We start from the raw sequence: 17494 nt of genomic DNA, 5'->3' as shown, positions 1-17494 counted from the left end.
ATGCACCTTGCCGTTTTCTGCTAAAATCACGCGTCAAAATCATTTATTTAGGAGACAAAAATGTCTATTGCCAACAACCGCAAGGCTTTTCACGATTACTTTATTGAAGAGCAAATTCAAGCAGGTTTGGTGCTAGAAGGCTGGGAAGTCAAAGCCATTCGCGCAGGACGCGTGCAGCTCAAAGAAAGCTATATCTACTGGAAAAAAAATGCGTTTTATTTGGTTAGCTGCCACATTACCGCCTTGCCGACCGCGTCCACACACATCAAACCCGACCCTGTTCGTGCGCGAAAACTGCTGCTCAATCAACGCGAAATCAACAAGTTAATTGAAAAAGTGGAACGTTCTGGCTACACGATTGTGCCGCTTAATCTGCATTTTCATCGTGGCAAAATCAAAATGGAAATTGGCGTGGCAAAAGGTAAAAAACTGCACGACAAACGCGAATCGTCCAAAGAAGCCGATTGGAAACGCGAAAAACAACGCTTGATGAAAAACGCACGATAAAGCAGCCTGCACATGAAAAACATCGCCATTATTGCCTTTGGCAGCAATTTGCAGCAGCCAGAACAGCAAATCAAACAAGCCATTGCCGCCGTTGCCGCCCTGCCCTGCGTGGCGTTGCTGCGCGTGTCGTCTTTGTATCGCACCGCGCCTGTGGGCTACCTTGACCAGCCCGATTTTATCAACGCGGTGGGTATGGTGCAGACTTCGCTTGCTGCGCCCGAACTGTTGGCGCAACTGCACGCGATTGAGCAGCAATTTGGACGCGAGCGCAGTTTTCGCAATGCCCCGCGTACTTTGGATTTGGATTTGATTGATTTTAATCACGAAAAATGGAACAGCGAACAGCTAACCTTGCCGCACCCACGCGCCCACGAACGCGGATTTGTGATGCTGCCACTTGCCGAAATCGCGCCCGATTTTGTGTTACACGACACGCAAACCGCGCAAGAATTAGCCGCACAATTACACGATAACAGCATGGTTCGGCTGCTGGAATCGGCGTAAACACGCAAAAAGCAGCCTGCACTTTCTATTACAAAAAAGTGCAGGCTGCTTTTTTTGTATAACAAAATATCACACGCCCTGTTTCAAACTCGCTTCAATAAAGCCATCCAAATCGCCATCCAACACCGCTTTGGTGTTGCCGACTTCGTAGCTGGTACGCAAATCTTTGATGCGCGATGAATCCAACACATACGAGCGAATTTGGCTGCCCCAACCCACATCGGATTTGCCCTCTTCCAAGGCTTGTTTTTCTTCATTGCGTTTACGCATTTCCAGTTCAAACAGTTTAGAGCGCAACATTTCCATCACAATGCGGCGATTTTCGTGCTGCGAACGGCTGCTTTGCGATTGCACCACAATCCCTGTTGGAATGTGCGTAATGCGAACCGCCGAATCGGTTTTGTTGATGTGCTGACCGCCTGCGCCCGATGCGCGATAAGTGTCGGTACGCAAATCGGCTGGGTTGATTTCCACTTCAAAGCTGTCGTCCACTTCTGGGTACACAAACACCGATGAGAACGATGTATGGCGTTTGTTGTTGGAATCAAACGGCGAATAGCGCACCAAGCGATGTACGCCTGTTTCGGTACGCAACAAGCCATAGGCGTATTCGCCCTCAATGCGGAGCGTGGCGTTGTTGATGCCTGCGATTTCGCCATCGTCTTGCTCAATCACTTCCACTTTGAAGCCTTTGCGCTCGGCGTAGCGCGTGTACATACGCAACAACATGCCTGCCCAGTCTTCGGCTTCTGTGCCGCCTGCGCCTGCGGTAATGTCAATAAAGCAGTTGTTCGGGTCGGCTGGCTGGTTGAACATGCGCTTGAATTCCAAGTCTGCCATTTGTTTTTCCAGTTCGGCAACATCGGCAATAATGGCGGCAAAACCGTCTGCATCGCCCTCTTCTACCACCATGTCAATCAATTCGCGGTTGTCGTCAATGCCGTTGGTAATTTTGTCCAACGTCAAAACCACGCCTTCTAACAATTTGCGCTCTTTGCCAATGTCTTGGGCGCGTTTGGGGTCGTTCCATAAATCGGGGTCTTCGGATAAGCCGACGACTTCTTCCAAACGGTCTTTTTTGCCTTGATAGTCCATATACACGCGAATGTCGTCATTGCGTTTGGCTAAATCGTTTAACTGGTTGTTTAATTGATTAATTTGTTCTTGTTCCATGATTCTATTCTCTGTGATACGGGTGATTGTGCAAAATGGATACGGCGCGATAGAGCTGCTCGGTGAGCAACACGCGCACCATGCCATGCGGCAAAGTCAGGCTGGATAGGCGCAACATCATTTTGGCTTTTTGTTTGAGCGTGTCGGTCATGCCGTCTGCGCCACCAATCACAAAGCAAACGTGTTCGCCGTCTTGCTGCCAGCGTTGCAGGCTGCTTGCTAATTCCACCGATGTCGGAGCTTTGCCGCGTTCGTCTAGCACCACCAAATAAGCGTTATCGGGCAAAGCTTCTAAAATACGTTTTTCTTCGGCTGCCATGCCTTGTGTGGCGTTTACGCCTGCGCCGCGTTTTTCGGGTTTGATTTCTTTGAGCGTGTAGGCAACGTCTCGTCCAAAGCGTTTGGCGTATTCGTTTACCGCTTCATCTACCCACCGCGGCATTTTTGTGCCTACTGCTAATACCGTGATATTCATCGTTATTCGTTTTCGCTACTGGATTCTTCATCAGCCAAATGGCGCATCATCAACATGGCAATGCGTTTAATCACAAACGGAATGCCAATAAAGTCTTCGTCCATGCAGGCGGTAAAAATTTCCAATGCTTGATGATAGTAGCGCAACGCTTGTTCCACATAACCGTGCACGGCGTGGTGTTCAGCAAAACCAATCAAAAATTCGGCATACAAAGGGTGCTGTTCGCCCACGCTTTGTTCGTAGATATGTTTGGCAAGGGCAAAGTGTTCTCGCGCCTTGTCGTGCAAACCTGATACGTCTTCGCAAATTGCCAACTGGGTAGCGACATAAGCCGTGTCGGGGTGCAGGCTGCCTGCGTGTTGCTGCGCGGTGGGCAAGGTGTGTTGCAAAACCGATAAGCCGTGCAGACGGTGTTCGCCACGCATATACCATTCCGCCACATAAGTGTATGCCATCGCCGTTTCGGCGTGATTCATGCCCAACAAACGCTCAAACATTGCCGCTGCTTTTTCTTGGTTGGACAAGCCTTGCTCTTGTTGATTTTTCAACTGCATTTGCGAATACGCTTGCCATTGAATCGTCCGCGCAATGTCCACATGGTCAGTTTGGGGGAAATAAGCTTCTTGATATTGCACCAGCACTTGCCAAAACGCTTGCACAGCTTCGTCAAATTTGGCTTGGCGATACAGCACTCGCGCTTGATAAAAATGCGCGGTTGCGATTTCGGGGTGCGGTGCAGGCAAATGTTGCCGAAAAATCTGCTCTGCCTGTTTGAGCAGGGGTTCTGCCGCCGCATATTCGCCCGACAATTCATGCCAAATGCCCAAATTGAGCAAGCAGCCTGCACATTCCACGCTGTTTTCGCCAAACGATGCGATGGCGTGTTTGTGCGTGTAGCGAATGGATTTCCGGGCTGCGGCTAAATCGTAGGCGTGCAACAATTCGCGCTCTTGCTGCAGCCGTTTGTTCAAAGTTTTGGCTAACATAATGGCGGTGCAAGTTTAGTTATCTGCTGCGTGCCAAGGTTTGGCTGCGCCTGCGTGGAATGACGGTTTTTCGCCGCCCCACAAGGCTTCAATGTCATAAAAATCGCGCACGGCTGGCAGCATAACGTGTACCACCAAATCATCTGCGTCCACCAACGCCCATTCGCCGCTGTCTTGACCTTCGCTGCTCAAAATTGTGAAGCCCGCTTCTTTCAAGTCCACCGCCACGTTGTTGGTGAGTGCTTTTACTTGGCGAGTGCTGTCGCCGCTGGCAATAATCATACGCGCAAACAAAGACGTTTTTTCGCTGGTATCCAGCACCACAATGTCTTTGGCTTTGATGTCTTCCAGCGCGTTTACGGCGATGTCCACCATTTTTTGTAGGTTTTGTAATTCTTGTTCGTTCATTTTATTTGTATTTCAAAAAGATTTTAAAGACGCGCATTATAGCGTATTTGGGCAATTCAAGCAGCCTGCACTTTGAATACAAACCAAGTGCAGGCTGCTTTCGGTGGATTTTTGGGATTAGCGCAGATTGTTGCGGTTCATATAATTCAAATTATAGTGAATTAAATTTAGAACCTGTATTCACTATATCTAAACCCTCAATGCCTGCTGCTTCAAATAAAGCACGCGCTTTGGCGTAATCTTGTTTTACACCCAAGCCTTACCGATACATATAGCCAAGACCGCTTTGTGCCGTGGGTGGATTATCCGCATATGCAGGCATTGCCAACATCATTGCCAGCAAGGGCGCAGCGAATTTCATCATTTTGTGTTTCATTTGATTGACCTTTCGTTGTGGTTCATAGCCTAGAATATGGTGTGAGAAATAGGTTCATCACACCGCCAATCAAGCCGCCGTGTTTGGGTTTTGATACAACTTCTGCTGCTGCACATAATCCGCCACCGTTTTGGGCAACCATGCCGACACATCTTGCTGTTGTGCCAACGCAGCGCGAATTTGCGTAGAGCTTATATCCAACATGGGCACGTTTAAAAAGTGCAGGCTGCCTGTTTGCAGCGCGTTGCCCACATAATCGTGCAGCGCATGGGGTAATTGCGTCAGCATTTGCCCTGCTCGTGCGGCAACGGCAATATTTACTTGGCGCACCAGCGTTTGCCAGTGTTTCCAAGTATGCAGCGTCATCAAGCTGTCCATGCCCATTAGCCACCACAATTCGGCTTGTGGATAGAATTGGCGGAAAATGTTTATGGTATCAATGGTATACGTTGCTCCTGCGCGATTTAAATCCACATCGCTAGCGGCAAAACGCGAATCCAGTTCGATGATGTATTGTGTCATTTGCCAACGATGTTCTGCGTCAATGTGCAGGCTGCTTTTGTGATAGGGGTTGCCTGCTGGCAAAAAAATCACATTGTCTAGCTGCAATTCATCGACAAAGGCTTGGGCGATGTGAACGTGTCCGTTGTGTGGCGGATTGAAACTGCCGCCAAATAAACCTAGTTTTTGCATGATTTTATTGATTTTGTTGACTAAAAAAAGCAGCCTGCACATTTGGTAAACAAAAAATGCAGGCTGCTTGGTGGTTATTTTTCTACAAACTGACCATACGCCATAATGCGGTCAAAACGGCGTGTGAGCAATCTGTCCATAGGCATATCGCGTGCTTCGCGTAGTTGTTCTTCTAGCGCTTGTTTCACGCGCTTCATCAGCTCGGCATAATCGCGATGTGCGCCGCCCAATGGTTCTTCAATCACTCTATCCACCAAATTCAGCTTGTGCAAACGATCTGCCGTAATGCCCAATGCTGCGGCGGCATCGGGTGCTTTTTCTGCTGTTTTCCACAAAATAGACGCGCAACCTTCGGGCGAAATCACAGAATAAGTGGAATATTGCAGCATATTAACGTAATCGCCCACCGCAATCGCCAATGCGCCGCCTGAACCGCCTTCGCCAATCACGGTGCAAATCACAGGCACACGCAATTTGGTCAATTCATACAAGTTTTTGCCAATGGCTTCGGACTGGTTGCGCTCTTCTGCGCCAATACCTGGGTATGCACCTGGTGTGTCCACAAACGTCAGCACGGGCAATTTGAATTTTTCTGCCAACTGCATTAAACGCAAGGCTTTGCGATAACCTTCTGGGCGTGGCATACCAAAATTACGGCGAATTTTTTCTTTGGTATCGCGCCCTTTTTGATGTCCAATCACCACCACGCTTTGACCGTTGAATCGCGCCAAACCGCCGACAATGGCATCGTCATCGGCAAAATGACGGTCGCCATGCAGCTCTTGGAAATCGGTGCAAAGCGCGTCAATGTAGTCCAATGTGTAGGGACGCTGTGGGTGGCGTGATACTTGCGACACTTGAGCGGGCGTGAGTTTGGCAAAAATAGATTTGGTTAAATCTGCGCTTTTCTTTTGCAGTTGGTTGATTTCTTTGGAAATATCCACCGCAGAATCGTCTTGCATTAAGCGCAATTCTTCAATTTTGTTGGTTAGCTCGGCAATCGGTTGCTCAAAGTCCAAGAAAATAGGTTTCATAAAACGAGTCTCGTATCTATATCAAACTGGTGTAGATTATACCGCTTTGTTGTTCATTTGGGCTATCTACTCTAAACTTATGTGCCGCTGCCCATTTTGAAGCAGCCTGCACGAAAAATGTTGCCCATGATACGCGATTTGCCCCCTTTTTGCACGATTTTGGTTAGAATAAGCGTTTTCCATTTGCAGGCAGCCTGCACACATTATTATGAATAATCAGCGCAAACAAAAACCCATTGGCGTGTTTGATTCGGGCGTAGGCGGCTTGACCGTGGTTCGCGCCCTAATGGAACGCCTGCCCAACGAAAACATTGTCTATTTTGGCGACACGGCGCGTGTGCCTTACGGCGTAAAATCGCGTAACACGATTGAAGAATTTACCACGCAAATCGTCGAATTTTTGCTGCAAAACGAAGTCAAAGCCCTTGTGATTGCGTGCAACACCATCGCCGCGGTTGCCTATAAAAAAGTCCAGCAAATGGCTGGCAATATACCCGTGTTGAGCGTGATTGAAGCAGGCGCACAAGCCGCACTTGCCACCACGCGCAACAACCACATTGGCGTGATTGCCACCAGCACCACCGTAAACAGCAATGCTTACGCTCGCGCCATTCACGCGCAAAATCCCGACACGCGCATTTTATCGCAAGCCACGCCGCTGCTCGTGCCGTTGGTAGAGGAAGGCTGGCTTGACCACGAAGTAACGCGCTTAACCATTCACGAATATTTAAAACCGCTTTTGGCAGACCAAATTGACACACTGATTTTGGGTTGCACACATTTTCCGCTACTCAAAGCCGCGATTAAGCACGAAGCACCGTATATTGAACTGGTGGACAGCTCCACCACCACCGCCGAAGCGACTGCACAGGCTTTGGCTGCTACCGATTTGCTCAATCCCAGCACCGCCATACCCGATTATCGCTTTTATGTATCCGATATTCCCCTGCGCTTTCAAACGATTGGCGAACGCTTTTTGGGGCGCAGTTTGGAACAGATTGAGATGATGCGATTGGGGTAACAAAGTAACTGTGCAGGTTTAAAATCACACAAAAAGCAGCCTGCACTTTTATCAACCAATATTTATCTATACGCCACCCTACTCCCTCTCCTGTGAGAGAGGACTGGGGAGAGGGTAAACCTTTCAGCAATAGCGAAAAGTTATTGCACTCAACAATTTTCCCTCTCCCTAACCCTCTCCCAAAGGAGAGGGAACAAAGTTGCTGTAATCAACAAAGGAAAAATAAGATGAAATCCACTCTTTTTATCATGATGACGCTTTTAACTGGCTCGGCAACATGGGCGCACGGAATGCACAAGCACGAGCCATTAACACTGGAACAACTGCCTGCCGCGTGTCAAAACTATTTCAAACGCGCGCAAACGTGTTACGAAAAAGCAGGCGAAAAAGCATCGTTGTTTCATCAGGGCAACACAAAAATGCTGTTCCAATCGCTGCCTGCTGCCGAACCTGCCATGCGCGAAAAATTGTGTACTATTGCTAATAATGCGTTTGCGGACAAGGCGCATCAGTTGAAATGTGAATAAAAAAGCAGCCTGCACTTTCTATCAACAAAAAGTGCAGGCTGCTTTTCATATTCACGCCAATTATTTAGCCTGTTCCATTTGCACCGCTTGAATCGCAGTCAGCGCAATCGTATAAACAATATCTTCCACCAATGCGCCACGCGACAAGTCGTTTACAGGTTTACGCAAACCTTGCAGCATTGGGCCAACGCTCAACACGTTGGCATTGCGTTGTACAGCTTTGTAGGTGCAGTTGCCTGTGTTCAAGTCAGGGAACACAAACACGGTTGCTTTGCCTGCCACAGGGCTGTTGGGTGCTTTGGATTTGGCAACGCTTTCCACCACCGCCGCATCGTATTGTAATGGACCGTCCACCGCCAAATCGGGGCGTTTTTCTTTAACCAATTTGGTGGCTTCAATCACGGTGTCCACATCTGGCCCGCTGCCCGAATTGATAGTGGAATACGAAATCATCGCCACGCGTGGTTCAATGCCAAAGGCTTTTGCGCTGTCTGCCGATTGAATGGCGATTTCTGCCAACTGTTCGGCATTGGGGTTGGGGTTTACCGCGCAGTCGCCATACACCACCGTTTGACCTGGCAACAACATAAAGAACACGCTAGACACAATGCTCGCGCCTGGGGCGGTTTTAATCAACTGCAAGGCAGGGCGAATGGTGTTGGCGGTGGTGTGAACCGCGCCCGATACCAAGCCATCGACATCGTTTTGCGCCATCATCATCGTGCCAAGCACCACCGTGTCTTTGAGCTGTTCACGGGCTTGCTCTTCGGTTAAGCCTTTGGATTTACGCAACTCGCACATTGGCGCAACATATTGTTCGGCAATGCTTTCTGGGTCAATAATTTCCAAGCTTCTTGGCAAAGTAATACCCAATTCTTGTGCAACGGCGTGAACAGCGTGTGGGTGCGCCAACAACACGCAACGAGCGATGCCTTTTTCGTGGCAAATGGCAGCGGCGCGAACGGTGCGTGGCTCTGCGCCTTCAGGTAACACGATGCGTTTGTTGGCTTTTTGCGCTGCTTGCATCATGTCAAAACGGAATTGGGCAGGCGATACGCGGTCAGTTGTTACGCCAGCCAATTTTTCTACGCCGCTCACGGCCGCGGCTGAACCCAAATACGCTAATTTAGTTAATTCTGCGGTTTTGGGGTTGTCGGCAATCACACCAGCGAATACCACTTGTTTGCCTGCGAACAGTTGTTTAGCAGCCTGCACACGTTTGGCAGCATCGGTAGAGCTATCGCCAGACACCACAAACACCACTTGCGCGTTGAATGCGGTTGCCAATTCCACGTTTTGCGCCGACAACAACAAATTGTCTGCATCTGGCACAACGCCTTGAATAACCAGTTGTGCTTGTGCGTAAGCCGATGCTTCGCCGATTAAGCTATCCAACCAATCATCGCCTTTGCCTGCTGCCAACAAATCTTGTGCGCGATTTAAATCCGCCAAAGGATTGAACACCGCAGCATTGGGCAAAGCATTGGCAACGGCTTGTGCCACCGCTGCCACATTGATATGACGATTAACTGGAACAATTAAAATTTTAGACATGATTTTTCTCTTTGATGAAAAAGCGTTCACAAACAAGCAGGATATAGTTAATGCACTTATCTTTTAATACTACGTTGCCAACGTCCTTATGTACTATTCGTACACGGTGGGCGTTGTCGCCTTGTCTTAAAAAATAATTGCATCAACTATAGAAACGTCCTACCAAACTGGGCGAATATAGCGCATTTGGCGTGTTTTATAAACCCATTTTTGATAGAAAAAGCAGCCTGCACTATTGAAATTCTCAATGTGCAGGCAGCTTTTTTTGTTTAAAAATGATTACATAAACACAGCACGCAAAACCAAGAAACCAATCACGGATAACACCGCCGCCGCAGGCAATGTAATCACCCAAGCCAAGCCAATCGGTTTCATCATTTTCCAGTTGGCGTTGCGATTGACCATGCCAATGCCCAACACCGCGCCCACCAAAATATGCGTGCTAGACACAGGCAAGCCCAACACAGATGCGCCCATCACCACGCTGGCAGCAGACAATTCTGCGGTAAAACCCGATGACGGGTGCAATTCCGCCAAATCTTTGCCCACCGTTTGAATCACTTCTTTGCCCACAAACCACAAGCCGACAATCAACGCCACACCAAACGTCAGCATGGCAACAGGCGGAACAGGAGCATTTGCGCCAATGTCGTTGGTACGCAGCACGTCCATAATCGCAGCGAATGGGCCAATCGCGTTGGCAATGTCGTTCGCGCCGTGGCTAAACGCAAAACCTGCGGCGGTTAGCACTTGCATCCACGAAAAAATCAGGAATGTGGATTTGCCCAAATCTTTGCGTTTGAGCGTTTTGGCATACACAAAAGTCGCAATCCAAATGCCTGCACCGAGCATCAAAATCACAAAGGTGCTGGTTAAATTGCTCATATTTAAGTTCAAGTTATTCAAGCCCTTAAACAGCAGCATAGACGTAATCACCATGCCACCAATCGCCGAAATCGCTGGCACCCAAGTGTAAAGTGCTTTGAACGCATCAATATTGTTTTTGCGTTGGTCAATTTCGTGCAAGCCTTTGTAGTAATTGGATTCCAATTCATCTGCTTCGTAATCCAATTCGTCATAAATTTGGGCATCACGCGCCATTGCCGATGCAGCTTGGATTTTTTCTTGCTCGTCTAGCGATTCAAAGCGCAGGCGATGTTGTTCTTTATAGGCTTTTTTCTCGGCTTTAACGGCTTTGAGTTGTTCTTCTACTTTGGTGTTGTAGTCCAAAATATTGCGCTTAACCAAGTAGAACAAACCATACGATACCAATCCGCCCAACAATGGCGACAACACCCAAGAAATGGCAATCGTGCCAATTTGTGACCATTTAACTAAACTGAATGGGTCACTGTTTTCACCCGAAACAATAAAGCCCAATGACACGGAACTGCCGACAATACCGCCAATAATCGCGTGCGTGGTGGATACAGGCAACCCTTTTTTGGTGGCAAACAACAACCACAACGCAGCCGCCAGCAATGCCGACATCATGATAAAAATCAAATCCAATGGCTGCATCGGCAAGCTGTCTAATTTAACGATGCCGTTGCGAATAGTGTCGGTTACTTCGCCGCCTGCAATCACCGCACCGCTGACTTCAAACACGGCGGCAATCAACAAGGCTTGTGGCACGGTCAAAGTGCCTGCACCCACCGATGTACCAAACGAATTGGCTACGTCATTGCCGCCAATGTTGAACGCCATAAACACGCCAAACAGGGTCGCCAATAAAAACAAAATAACGTGGTTGTGGTTGGTGTAGCCCAATCCCCAAAAAATAAAATAGCCGACCATGCCCAATAACAAAATGGCAAAGGCGGCGTTGGTTTTGTGCATTACAACAGGTTTAGTCTGCGGCATGATTTCCTCTAATTCATAGAAACAAGGTAACGGCTGGCAGTATAATCACGAAATATGACAGGAATATGACAAAATTTAAATTTATTTAACAAAAGCAGCCTGCACTTTTTATCAACAAGGAAAACACGAATGACAACACGACACGATATTTTAACTTGGTGCGACCAAACGCTCTGCACCACCCAATTCAAAGACTACGCACCCAATGGCTTGCAAGTGGAAGGCGCGGAACAGATTAGCCATATTGTTACCGCTGTAACCGCGTCTCGCGCTGCGATTGACCATGCCGCACAAGTGGGCGCACAAATGCTGTTGGTGCATCACGGTATGTTTTGGAAAAGTGAACCAACTGCAATTATTGGTTGGAAAAAACAACGCATCGCCACCCTACTCCGCCACGACATCAATATGGTAGGCTACCATTTGCCGCTAGACGCACACCCACAACTGGGCAACAACGCACAACTGGCGCAAAAACTAGGCTGGACGTTGGATACGCAATTTGGCGAACAAAATTTGCTCAACATCGGCACGCTGCCAGCCGAGCAAAACACCTTGCCCAAATTGTTGGCGCACATGGAACGCGTTTTGGGGCGCAAACCCATTGTTGCAGGCGATACACAAAGCAGCCTGCACCGCATTGCGTGGTGTACAGGCGGCGCACAAGGCTATTTTCAACAAGCGATTGACGCTGGCGCACAAGTTTATGTAACAGGCGAAATTTCCGAAGCGCAGTTCCATCTTGCCAACGAAACAGGCGCAGTATTCATCGCCGCAGGACATCACGCTACCGAGCGTTATGGCGTGCAGGCTTTGGGCAACGCGCTGGCTGCTGAATTTAATCTGCGCGTTGATTTTTTTGATGAAAACAATCCAGCGTAAAAAAGTACAACAAACGCAAAAATTCGCTTGCATTGAGCCGATTTTTTTCGTTTAATCGCGCTGCCGCCCAAGCGTTTGGATTCAGCTATTTTGTAGCTAAAAAGCGTCCCAAACGGCAACGAGGCAGCCTGCACTTTTTGTTGCACCGTCTGCACCTTTATTCAACACCACTTGCGTGTGTTCCGCCTTGGACACACGCTACTTTCTTTTTAGGAATCACGAAAATGAACAAAACACTTTTGGTTTCCGCATTGGCTGCGCTTTTTTTGGGTGCGTGTGGCGGTTCAAATTCCAATCAATCTAGCAACACAGCATCTGGCGTGCAGGCTGCTTCGGGTTCAAGCGAATCGGCGTCGGGCAATCAACAAGCTACGGGCGATTTAAATATTTACATTTGGTCAGATTATGTGGACCCAGCCACTGTGGACGAATTTGGTAAAGCCAACAACGTAAACGTGACCCAAGCGTTCTACGACAGCAACGAAGTATTGGAAGCCAAAGTTTTAACAGGACAATCGGGTTTTGACTTGGTTGCGCCGTCTATTGCCAATGTCGGTCGCCAAATCAAAGCAGGCGCGTATCGCGAAATCGACAAAAGCCAAATCCCCAACTACAACAACATTGACCCCGAATTGTTGAAATTGATGAACGATGTGGACCCAGGTAACAAATACGCCGTGCCATATTTTTGGGGCATTAACACGTTGGCAATTAACAAAGAACAAGTGAGCAAAGCACTTGGCACAGACCAACTGCCTGAAAACGAATGGGATTTGGTGTTTAATCCAGAGTACACCGCAAAACTGAAATCGTGCGGCATTAGCTTTTTTGACAGCCCAACCGAGCAATTCCCATTGATATTGAAATACATGGGCAAAGACCCAAATAGCGAAAATGCTGCCGATTTTGAAGCCGCTGCCGATTTGATGAAAAAAGTACGCGGCGACATCAAACGATTCAGCTCGTCTGGCTACATTGACAGCATGGCAAACGGCGAATTGTGTGTAGCGATTGGTTACGGCGGCGATTTGAACATTGCCAAACGCCGCGCCCAAGAAGCAGGCAGCAAGCACCATATTGAAGTGCTAACCCCAAAAACAGGCGTAGGCATTTGGATTGATTCGTTTATGATTCCAAAAGACGCCAACAATGTTGCCAACGCGCACAAATACATCAACTACACGCTAGACCCGAAAATCGCCGCGCAAAATGGCAATTTTGTGACCTACGCACCGTCTAGCAAACCCGCGCGTGATTTGATGCAGCCCGAATTTGCCAAAGACAATTCCATTTTCCCAAGCGATGAAGTGAAAGCGCAAAGTTTTGTGGTTTTACCTAAATCGCCCGAAGCAATTAAACTGCAAACCCGTTTGTGGCAAGGTTTAAAAGCGGGTAAATAAATCCAATAAACCCTAAAAAGCAGCCTGCACTTTTATTTTTGAAAGTGCAGGCTGCTTTTTTAATGCTGATTCAATCCAGCCAAAATACAACAATCCGCTTGTTCATCGCCCGAACATTCATTATGCCACGTTTGCAGCGTGTGCAACATGGATTGCAGCGATTCAATGCGTTGATTTAATTCGGTAATGTGTTGTGCGGTTAAATTTTTCACATCGCGGCTGTGGCGGTTCGGATTGTCTTGCAACGCCAACAATTCGCGGATTTGCGCCAACGAAAAGCCGACATCTCGCGCATGACGAATAAAGCGCAATCGCTGTAAATCGTGTTCGCCATACACGCGATAGCCCGATTCGCTACGCTGGGTTTCAGGCAGCAAATTTTGTTTTTCGTAATCGCGGATTTGTTTGGCGGATAAACCTGTTTGTTGGGCGGCTTGGCTGATGTTCATGATGTTTCCTTTCAGGCTACCTGAAAAAATGGTTTGACTTTAACCTGTGGTTAAGGTTTATATTATTGCCGTTTTATCAACAATCAACAAGGAAACAAAAATGGCAACAGTAACTTTAAACATCGGCGGCATGACGTGCGGCGGCTGCGTGAAAAGCGTAACGAAAGTATTGAGCGAAACGGCTGGCGTGAGCAGCGCAAATGTGGATTTAGCAAGCGCGAGTGCAGTCGTGGAATTTGATGACGCGAAAACGAATATCGCGGCGTTAATTGATGTGGTGGAAGATGCTGGGTTTGATGCGGTGCAGGCGTAAATGATGATTCAGGCAGCCTGAAAGATTTTTTTCAGGCCGCCTTTCTTTTTTTAGAAACTTCTGATAATATTCATATATTAGAACTTACTAATTTAGTTCTTTTTAAAATATGTCTGATTTAAAACAAAATTTAAACTTTGAACAACAAGCTGAACAAGCAGCGCAATTTTTAAAAACGCTAGGCAATCCTGTCCGTTTACAAATTTTGTGTTTACTAGCAGACGAAAAAGAATTGAGCGTGGGCGAATTAGTAGCGCTTTTGCCTTTAACGCAATCGGCATTGTCGCAGCATTTAGCGAAATTGCGCGATGAAGGTTTGGTGGCTTATCGGCGCGAATCGCAAACGCTGTATTACTTCGTTCGTAGTGAAAATGCTTTGAAATTATTGTTGATTTTAAAAGAAATGTTCTGTTCGTAGAGGTGTTAAAAATGGATTTAAATACATTAAACGCTGCACAAGTAGCGGAAAAATTACAACAAGGCGCGGTATTGGTTGATATTCGCAGCGTAAATGAATATCGCGCCAAACACATCGTGCAAGCGCAATCTATGCCGTTAGATGAATTGGATAAATTGTCGCCGCCTAGTCAAGCAGTGGTAATTTTTCATTGTTTATCAGGCATGAGAACGCGCCAAAATTGGGATAAGTTACGCACTTTTGCACAAAATGCTGCGGAAATTTATGTGTTGGACGGTGGCTTGAATGCTTGGGAACAAGCAGGTTTTCCCGTAGAAAAAGTGGCAAACGCGCCAATGGACATCATGCGCCAAGTACAAATTGCCGCAGGAAGTTTGGTTTTATTAGGCGTGATTTTGGGTGCGTTAGTGTCGCCTGTGTTTTATGTTTTATCAGCTTTTGTTGGGGTTGGGTTGGTGTTTGCTGGCGTAACGGGGTTTTGTGGTATGGCGAAATTGTTAGCAAAAATGCCATGGAATCGTTTTTAATTTGAAATCATTCAGGCAGCCTGAAAATCATCTTTCAGGCTGCCTGAAATTTTTTTAGCCCTTGACCTTAACCACCAGTCAAAGTTTATCATTCCCCCAATACCAAAAATTTTGGAGACCCGACATGGCAACCCAACACATCAATTTCAACATTCAAGGCATGACTTGCCAAGCCTGCGCCAATCGCATTGAAAAAGTGTTGAATAAAAAAGAATTTGTGTCCGAAGCGGTGGTCAATTTTGCTGGCGAAACCGCGCAAATCACGTTTGACGACACGCAAACCAATCCCGATGAACTCATCAAAATCATTGAAAAAACAGGCTTTCAGGCAGCCGTGCAAACTTCGTTGCTGCCTGAAACAGATTCGCATGAAAGCCATTGGCGCATGTGGACGTTGCTCGCATTGTCGTTGCCGTTTTGGGTGGGTATGATTGGAATGATCGGCGGTTCGCACGCGCTGATGCCGCCGCTTTGGTTGCAGATTGCGATTGCGACTGTGGCGCAGACGTATTTTGCGCTGCCGTTTTACAAGGGTGCGATTGCCAGCGTGCGCGGTGGTTTGGCGAATATGGACGTGTTGGTGTCGGTGGGTACATTATCTATCTATTTGTATTCATTGGGAATGGTGTTGGCAGGACAAGCACATCACGTTTATTTTGAAGCGGGCGTAATGGTGTTGGCGTTTGTGTCGCTCGGCAAATATTTGGAAGCGAAAACGAAACGCGGCAGCCTGAACGCGCTCAGTTCTCTGCTGCAACTCACGCCGCGTGATGTGCAAATTCTGCAAAATAATCAATGGCAAACGGTCAAAATTGACCAAGTGAAACAAGGCGATATTTTGCGCTGTGTACAAGGCGGACGCATCGCGGCAGACGGCGAAGTGATGTCGGGCGAAGGTTGGGCGGACGAAAGCCATTTGACAGGCGAAAGCCAACCTGTTTACAAAACGATTGGAAACAAGGTGTTAGCAGGTTCTATTCTTTCAGGCAGCCTTGATTATCGCGCGGAAAGTTTGGGCAGCGACACGCTGTTGGGCGACATGGTGGCGGCGTTGGCGGACGCGCAGGGCAGCAAAGCCCCGATTGCGCGTTTGGCGGACAAGGTGGCGACGGTGTTTGTGCCGTCTGTGTTGGCGATTTCGTTACTGACTTTGGTGGCTAACTGGTTGATTGTGGGCGATTTTACGGCAGCTTTGGTTCGTGCGGTGGCGGTGTTGGTGGTGGCGTGTCCGTGCGCATTGGGTTTGGCGACCCCTGCGGCGATTATGGCTGGCATGGGGCAGGCGGTGCAGCATGGGGTGTGGTTTAAAAATGCGGCAGCATTGGAAATGGCTGGCGCGGTGGATACGGTGATTTTGGACAAAACAGGCACGCTAACACAGGGAAAACCTGATATTGCGGCAATTTGGACGGCGGATAATTTTACGGAAAATCAATTATTTGAAATTGCGGCGGCGGTGGAACAACACGCAGCGCACCCTTTGGCGAATGCGATTGTGCAGGCTGCTTTTGCGCGTGAAATTGCACCGTTGAATGCGGAAAATGTGAACACGGTCGCTGGCGAAGGGATTAGCGCGAATATTGATGGTTTGGGCGATGTGAAAGTGGGGAAATTGGATTTTTGCGGTTTCAGGCTGCCTGAAAGCCTTATTCCCTCTCCTCGTGGGAGAAGGCAAACCGTTTCAGACAGCAACAACGTAATTGCAAACCCAAACAACCCTCTCCCACAGGGAGAGGGAGCAGTTGGCAGTGTGTGGCAAATCGCGAGCTTGGTTGCCGTTTCATTGAATAATCAACCCGTTGGCGCATTCGCCCTAGCTGATCCACTCAAACCCGACAGCCTTTCTGCCATTCAACGATTACGCGAACACAACATTGCCGTCCACATTTTAAGTGGCGACAACGCGGCAACCGTTGCCCACATCGCGCAACAATTAAGGCTGCCTGAAAACCACGCGCACGGCAACCAATCGCCGCGCCAAAAAGCCGAATTTATCCAACAACTTCAACAACAAGGCGCGAAAGTGGCAATGGCTGGGGACGGCATCAACGATGCGCCAGCGTTGGCGTTGGCGGACGTGGGTTTTGCGGTGCGCGGCAGCACGGATATTGCCGAACAAAGCGCGGACGCGGTGCTTGTGCAGCAATCGGTTAATCAACTGGCGAGCGGTCTCATTGTGGCGCGTGCGACTTTGCGTGCGATTAAGCAGAATTTGTTTTTTGCATTTATTTATAATGCGTTGGGGATTCCGTTTGCGGCGGTTGGATTGCTTACGCCTGTGTTGGCTGGCGCGATGATGGCGTTGAGCTCGGTGTCGGTGTTGGGGAATGCGTTAAGATTAAAACGCATGAAATTTTAATCGCCCAAACAAAAGTACAGGCTGC

General features: G+C 48.2%; 19 protein-coding genes. 10 read left to right on the top strand and 9 right to left on the bottom strand.

Going from position 1 to position 17494, the window contains the following annotated elements; genetic code table 11:
* The first annotated feature begins 60 nt into the window (after positions 1–60).
* Both smpB and folK read left to right on the top strand, forming a co-directional pair.
* Positions 61–507 carry an SsrA-binding protein SmpB gene (gene smpB, locus DQN52_RS04600; RefSeq protein WP_003785407.1) on the top strand — a complete coding sequence of 149 codons (447 nt, stop codon included), beginning with the start codon at positions 61–63 and terminating at the stop codon, positions 505–507.
* Between the two features lie 12 nt (positions 508–519).
* Positions 520–1011, top strand: a complete 492-nt coding sequence (gene folK / locus DQN52_RS04595) for a 2-amino-4-hydroxy-6-hydroxymethyldihydropteridine diphosphokinase (protein WP_003785406.1) — start codon at positions 520–522, stop codon at positions 1009–1011.
* A 69-nt stretch (positions 1012–1080) separates the two neighbouring features.
* Here the strand turns inward: folK and prfB are convergent, their stop codons facing one another.
* From prfB to DQN52_RS04565, 6 genes are all read right to left on the bottom strand, one after another.
* The gene (prfB, locus tag DQN52_RS04590; protein WP_003785405.1) at positions 1081–2184 is read right to left on the bottom strand and encodes a peptide chain release factor 2; all 1104 of its coding nucleotides are present in this window, start codon (positions 2182–2184) and stop codon (positions 1081–1083) included.
* A 4-nt stretch (positions 2185–2188) separates the two neighbouring features.
* Positions 2189–2659, bottom strand: a complete 471-nt coding sequence (gene rlmH / locus DQN52_RS04585) for a 23S rRNA (pseudouridine(1915)-N(3))-methyltransferase RlmH (RefSeq protein WP_003785404.1) — start codon at positions 2657–2659, stop codon at positions 2189–2191.
* A gap of 2 nt (positions 2660–2661) precedes the next feature.
* The gene (locus DQN52_RS04580; protein ID WP_003785403.1) at positions 2662–3645 is read right to left on the bottom strand and encodes a tetratricopeptide repeat protein; all 984 of its coding nucleotides are present in this window, start codon (positions 3643–3645) and stop codon (positions 2662–2664) included.
* Positions 3646–3660: 15 nt separating this feature from the next.
* Complete coding sequence (gene rsfS, locus DQN52_RS04575) at positions 3661–4053, bottom strand: ribosome silencing factor (RefSeq protein ID WP_003785402.1); 393 nt, start codon at positions 4051–4053, stop codon at positions 3661–3663.
* Between the two features lie 445 nt (positions 4054–4498).
* Positions 4499–5122 carry a nicotinate-nucleotide adenylyltransferase gene (nadD, locus tag DQN52_RS04570; RefSeq protein ID WP_032827660.1) on the bottom strand — a complete coding sequence of 208 codons (624 nt, stop codon included), beginning with the start codon at positions 5120–5122 and terminating at the stop codon, positions 4499–4501.
* A 74-nt stretch (positions 5123–5196) separates the two neighbouring features.
* Positions 5197–6156, bottom strand: coding sequence for an acetyl-CoA carboxylase carboxyltransferase subunit alpha (locus DQN52_RS04565; RefSeq protein ID WP_003785398.1), 960 nt, complete (start codon positions 6154–6156; stop codon positions 5197–5199).
* Between the two features lie 208 nt (positions 6157–6364).
* Here DQN52_RS04565 and murI point away from each other — a divergent pair, with 208 nt between their 5' ends.
* Positions 6365–7177 (top strand): glutamate racemase, encoded by an 813-nt coding sequence (gene murI / locus DQN52_RS04560; RefSeq protein ID WP_003785394.1) that lies wholly within the window; start codon positions 6365–6367, stop codon positions 7175–7177.
* Positions 7178–7404: 227 nt separating this feature from the next.
* Positions 7405–7704 (top strand): hypothetical protein, encoded by a 300-nt coding sequence (locus tag DQN52_RS04555; RefSeq protein ID WP_026036370.1) that lies wholly within the window; start codon positions 7405–7407, stop codon positions 7702–7704.
* A gap of 60 nt (positions 7705–7764) precedes the next feature.
* On the opposite strand, the gene pta is transcribed toward DQN52_RS04555, so the two are convergent.
* Together pta and DQN52_RS04545 are read right to left on the bottom strand one after the other, a co-directional pair.
* On the bottom strand, positions 7765–9258 hold the full coding sequence (gene pta, locus DQN52_RS04550) for a phosphate acetyltransferase (protein WP_003789388.1): 1494 nt from the start codon (positions 9256–9258) through the stop codon (positions 7765–7767).
* 279 nt (positions 9259–9537) lie between these two features.
* Positions 9538–11121, bottom strand: a complete 1584-nt coding sequence (locus tag DQN52_RS04545; protein WP_003785389.1) for an inorganic phosphate transporter — start codon at positions 11119–11121, stop codon at positions 9538–9540.
* 129 nt (positions 11122–11250) lie between these two features.
* Here DQN52_RS04545 and DQN52_RS04540 point away from each other — a divergent pair, with 129 nt between their 5' ends.
* The gene (locus DQN52_RS04540) at positions 11251–12003 is read left to right on the top strand and encodes a Nif3-like dinuclear metal center hexameric protein (RefSeq protein ID WP_003785387.1); all 753 of its coding nucleotides are present in this window, start codon (positions 11251–11253) and stop codon (positions 12001–12003) included.
* Between the two features lie 224 nt (positions 12004–12227).
* Positions 12228–13403 carry a polyamine ABC transporter substrate-binding protein gene (locus DQN52_RS04535; protein WP_003785386.1) on the top strand — a complete coding sequence of 392 codons (1176 nt, stop codon included), beginning with the start codon at positions 12228–12230 and terminating at the stop codon, positions 13401–13403.
* 59 nt (positions 13404–13462) lie between these two features.
* Here DQN52_RS04535 and cueR read toward each other — a convergent pair whose 3' ends face one another.
* Positions 13463–13852 carry a Cu(I)-responsive transcriptional regulator gene (cueR, locus tag DQN52_RS04530; RefSeq protein WP_003785384.1) on the bottom strand — a complete coding sequence of 130 codons (390 nt, stop codon included), beginning with the start codon at positions 13850–13852 and terminating at the stop codon, positions 13463–13465.
* A 100-nt stretch (positions 13853–13952) separates the two neighbouring features.
* Here cueR and DQN52_RS04525 point away from each other — a divergent pair, with 100 nt between their 5' ends.
* From DQN52_RS04525 to DQN52_RS04510, 4 genes are all read left to right on the top strand, one after another.
* Positions 13953–14165 carry a heavy-metal-associated domain-containing protein gene (locus tag DQN52_RS04525; protein ID WP_003785383.1) on the top strand — a complete coding sequence of 71 codons (213 nt, stop codon included), beginning with the start codon at positions 13953–13955 and terminating at the stop codon, positions 14163–14165.
* Between the two features lie 109 nt (positions 14166–14274).
* Positions 14275–14583 carry an ArsR/SmtB family transcription factor gene (locus DQN52_RS04520; RefSeq protein WP_003785381.1) on the top strand — a complete coding sequence of 103 codons (309 nt, stop codon included), beginning with the start codon at positions 14275–14277 and terminating at the stop codon, positions 14581–14583.
* Between the two features lie 11 nt (positions 14584–14594).
* Complete coding sequence (locus DQN52_RS04515; protein WP_003785378.1) at positions 14595–15110, top strand: rhodanese family protein; 516 nt, start codon at positions 14595–14597, stop codon at positions 15108–15110.
* Positions 15111–15234: 124 nt separating this feature from the next.
* On the top strand, positions 15235–17469 hold the full coding sequence (locus DQN52_RS04510; protein ID WP_003785374.1) for a heavy metal translocating P-type ATPase: 2235 nt from the start codon (positions 15235–15237) through the stop codon (positions 17467–17469).
* Positions 17470–17494 lie beyond the last annotated feature (25 nt).

The sequence above is a fragment of the Kingella kingae genome, assembly GCF_900475905.1.
In the GTDB taxonomy this organism is placed as follows: Bacteria; Pseudomonadota; Gammaproteobacteria; order Burkholderiales; family Neisseriaceae; genus Kingella; species Kingella kingae.
This window is presented reverse-complemented; position numbering and strand designations above follow the sequence as displayed.

Bases quoted from the DNA above. Each gene is read 5' to 3' on its own strand.
- smpB (WP_003785407.1), top strand. From the start codon at position 61: ATGTCTATTGCCAACAACCGCAAGGCTTTTCACGATTACTTTATTGAA.
- folK (WP_003785406.1), top strand. From the start codon at position 520: ATGAAAAACATCGCCATTATTGCCTTTGGCAGCAATTTGCAGCAGCCA.
- prfB (WP_003785405.1), bottom strand. From the start codon at position 2,184: ATGGAACAAGAACAAATTAATCAATTAAACAACCAGTTAAACGATTTA.
- rlmH (WP_003785404.1), bottom strand. From the start codon at position 2,659: ATGAATATCACGGTATTAGCAGTAGGCACAAAAATGCCGCGGTGGGTA.
- DQN52_RS04580 (WP_003785403.1), bottom strand. From the start codon at position 3,645: ATGTTAGCCAAAACTTTGAACAAACGGCTGCAGCAAGAGCGCGAATTG.
- rsfS (WP_003785402.1), bottom strand. From the start codon at position 4,053: ATGAACGAACAAGAATTACAAAACCTACAAAAAATGGTGGACATCGCC.
- nadD (WP_032827660.1), bottom strand. From the start codon at position 5,122: ATGCAAAAACTAGGTTTATTTGGCGGCAGTTTCAATCCGCCACACAAC.
- DQN52_RS04565 (WP_003785398.1), bottom strand. From the start codon at position 6,156: ATGAAACCTATTTTCTTGGACTTTGAGCAACCGATTGCCGAGCTAACC.
- murI (WP_003785394.1), top strand. From the start codon at position 6,365: ATGAATAATCAGCGCAAACAAAAACCCATTGGCGTGTTTGATTCGGGC.
- DQN52_RS04555 (WP_026036370.1), top strand. From the start codon at position 7,405: ATGAAATCCACTCTTTTTATCATGATGACGCTTTTAACTGGCTCGGCA.
- pta (WP_003789388.1), bottom strand. From the start codon at position 9,258: ATGTCTAAAATTTTAATTGTTCCAGTTAATCGTCATATCAATGTGGCA.
- DQN52_RS04545 (WP_003785389.1), bottom strand. From the start codon at position 11,121: ATGCCGCAGACTAAACCTGTTGTAATGCACAAAACCAACGCCGCCTTT.
- DQN52_RS04540 (WP_003785387.1), top strand. From the start codon at position 11,251: ATGACAACACGACACGATATTTTAACTTGGTGCGACCAAACGCTCTGC.
- DQN52_RS04535 (WP_003785386.1), top strand. From the start codon at position 12,228: ATGAACAAAACACTTTTGGTTTCCGCATTGGCTGCGCTTTTTTTGGGT.
- cueR (WP_003785384.1), bottom strand. From the start codon at position 13,852: ATGAACATCAGCCAAGCCGCCCAACAAACAGGTTTATCCGCCAAACAA.
- DQN52_RS04525 (WP_003785383.1), top strand. From the start codon at position 13,953: ATGGCAACAGTAACTTTAAACATCGGCGGCATGACGTGCGGCGGCTGC.
- DQN52_RS04520 (WP_003785381.1), top strand. From the start codon at position 14,275: ATGTCTGATTTAAAACAAAATTTAAACTTTGAACAACAAGCTGAACAA.
- DQN52_RS04515 (WP_003785378.1), top strand. From the start codon at position 14,595: ATGGATTTAAATACATTAAACGCTGCACAAGTAGCGGAAAAATTACAA.
- DQN52_RS04510 (WP_003785374.1), top strand. From the start codon at position 15,235: ATGGCAACCCAACACATCAATTTCAACATTCAAGGCATGACTTGCCAA.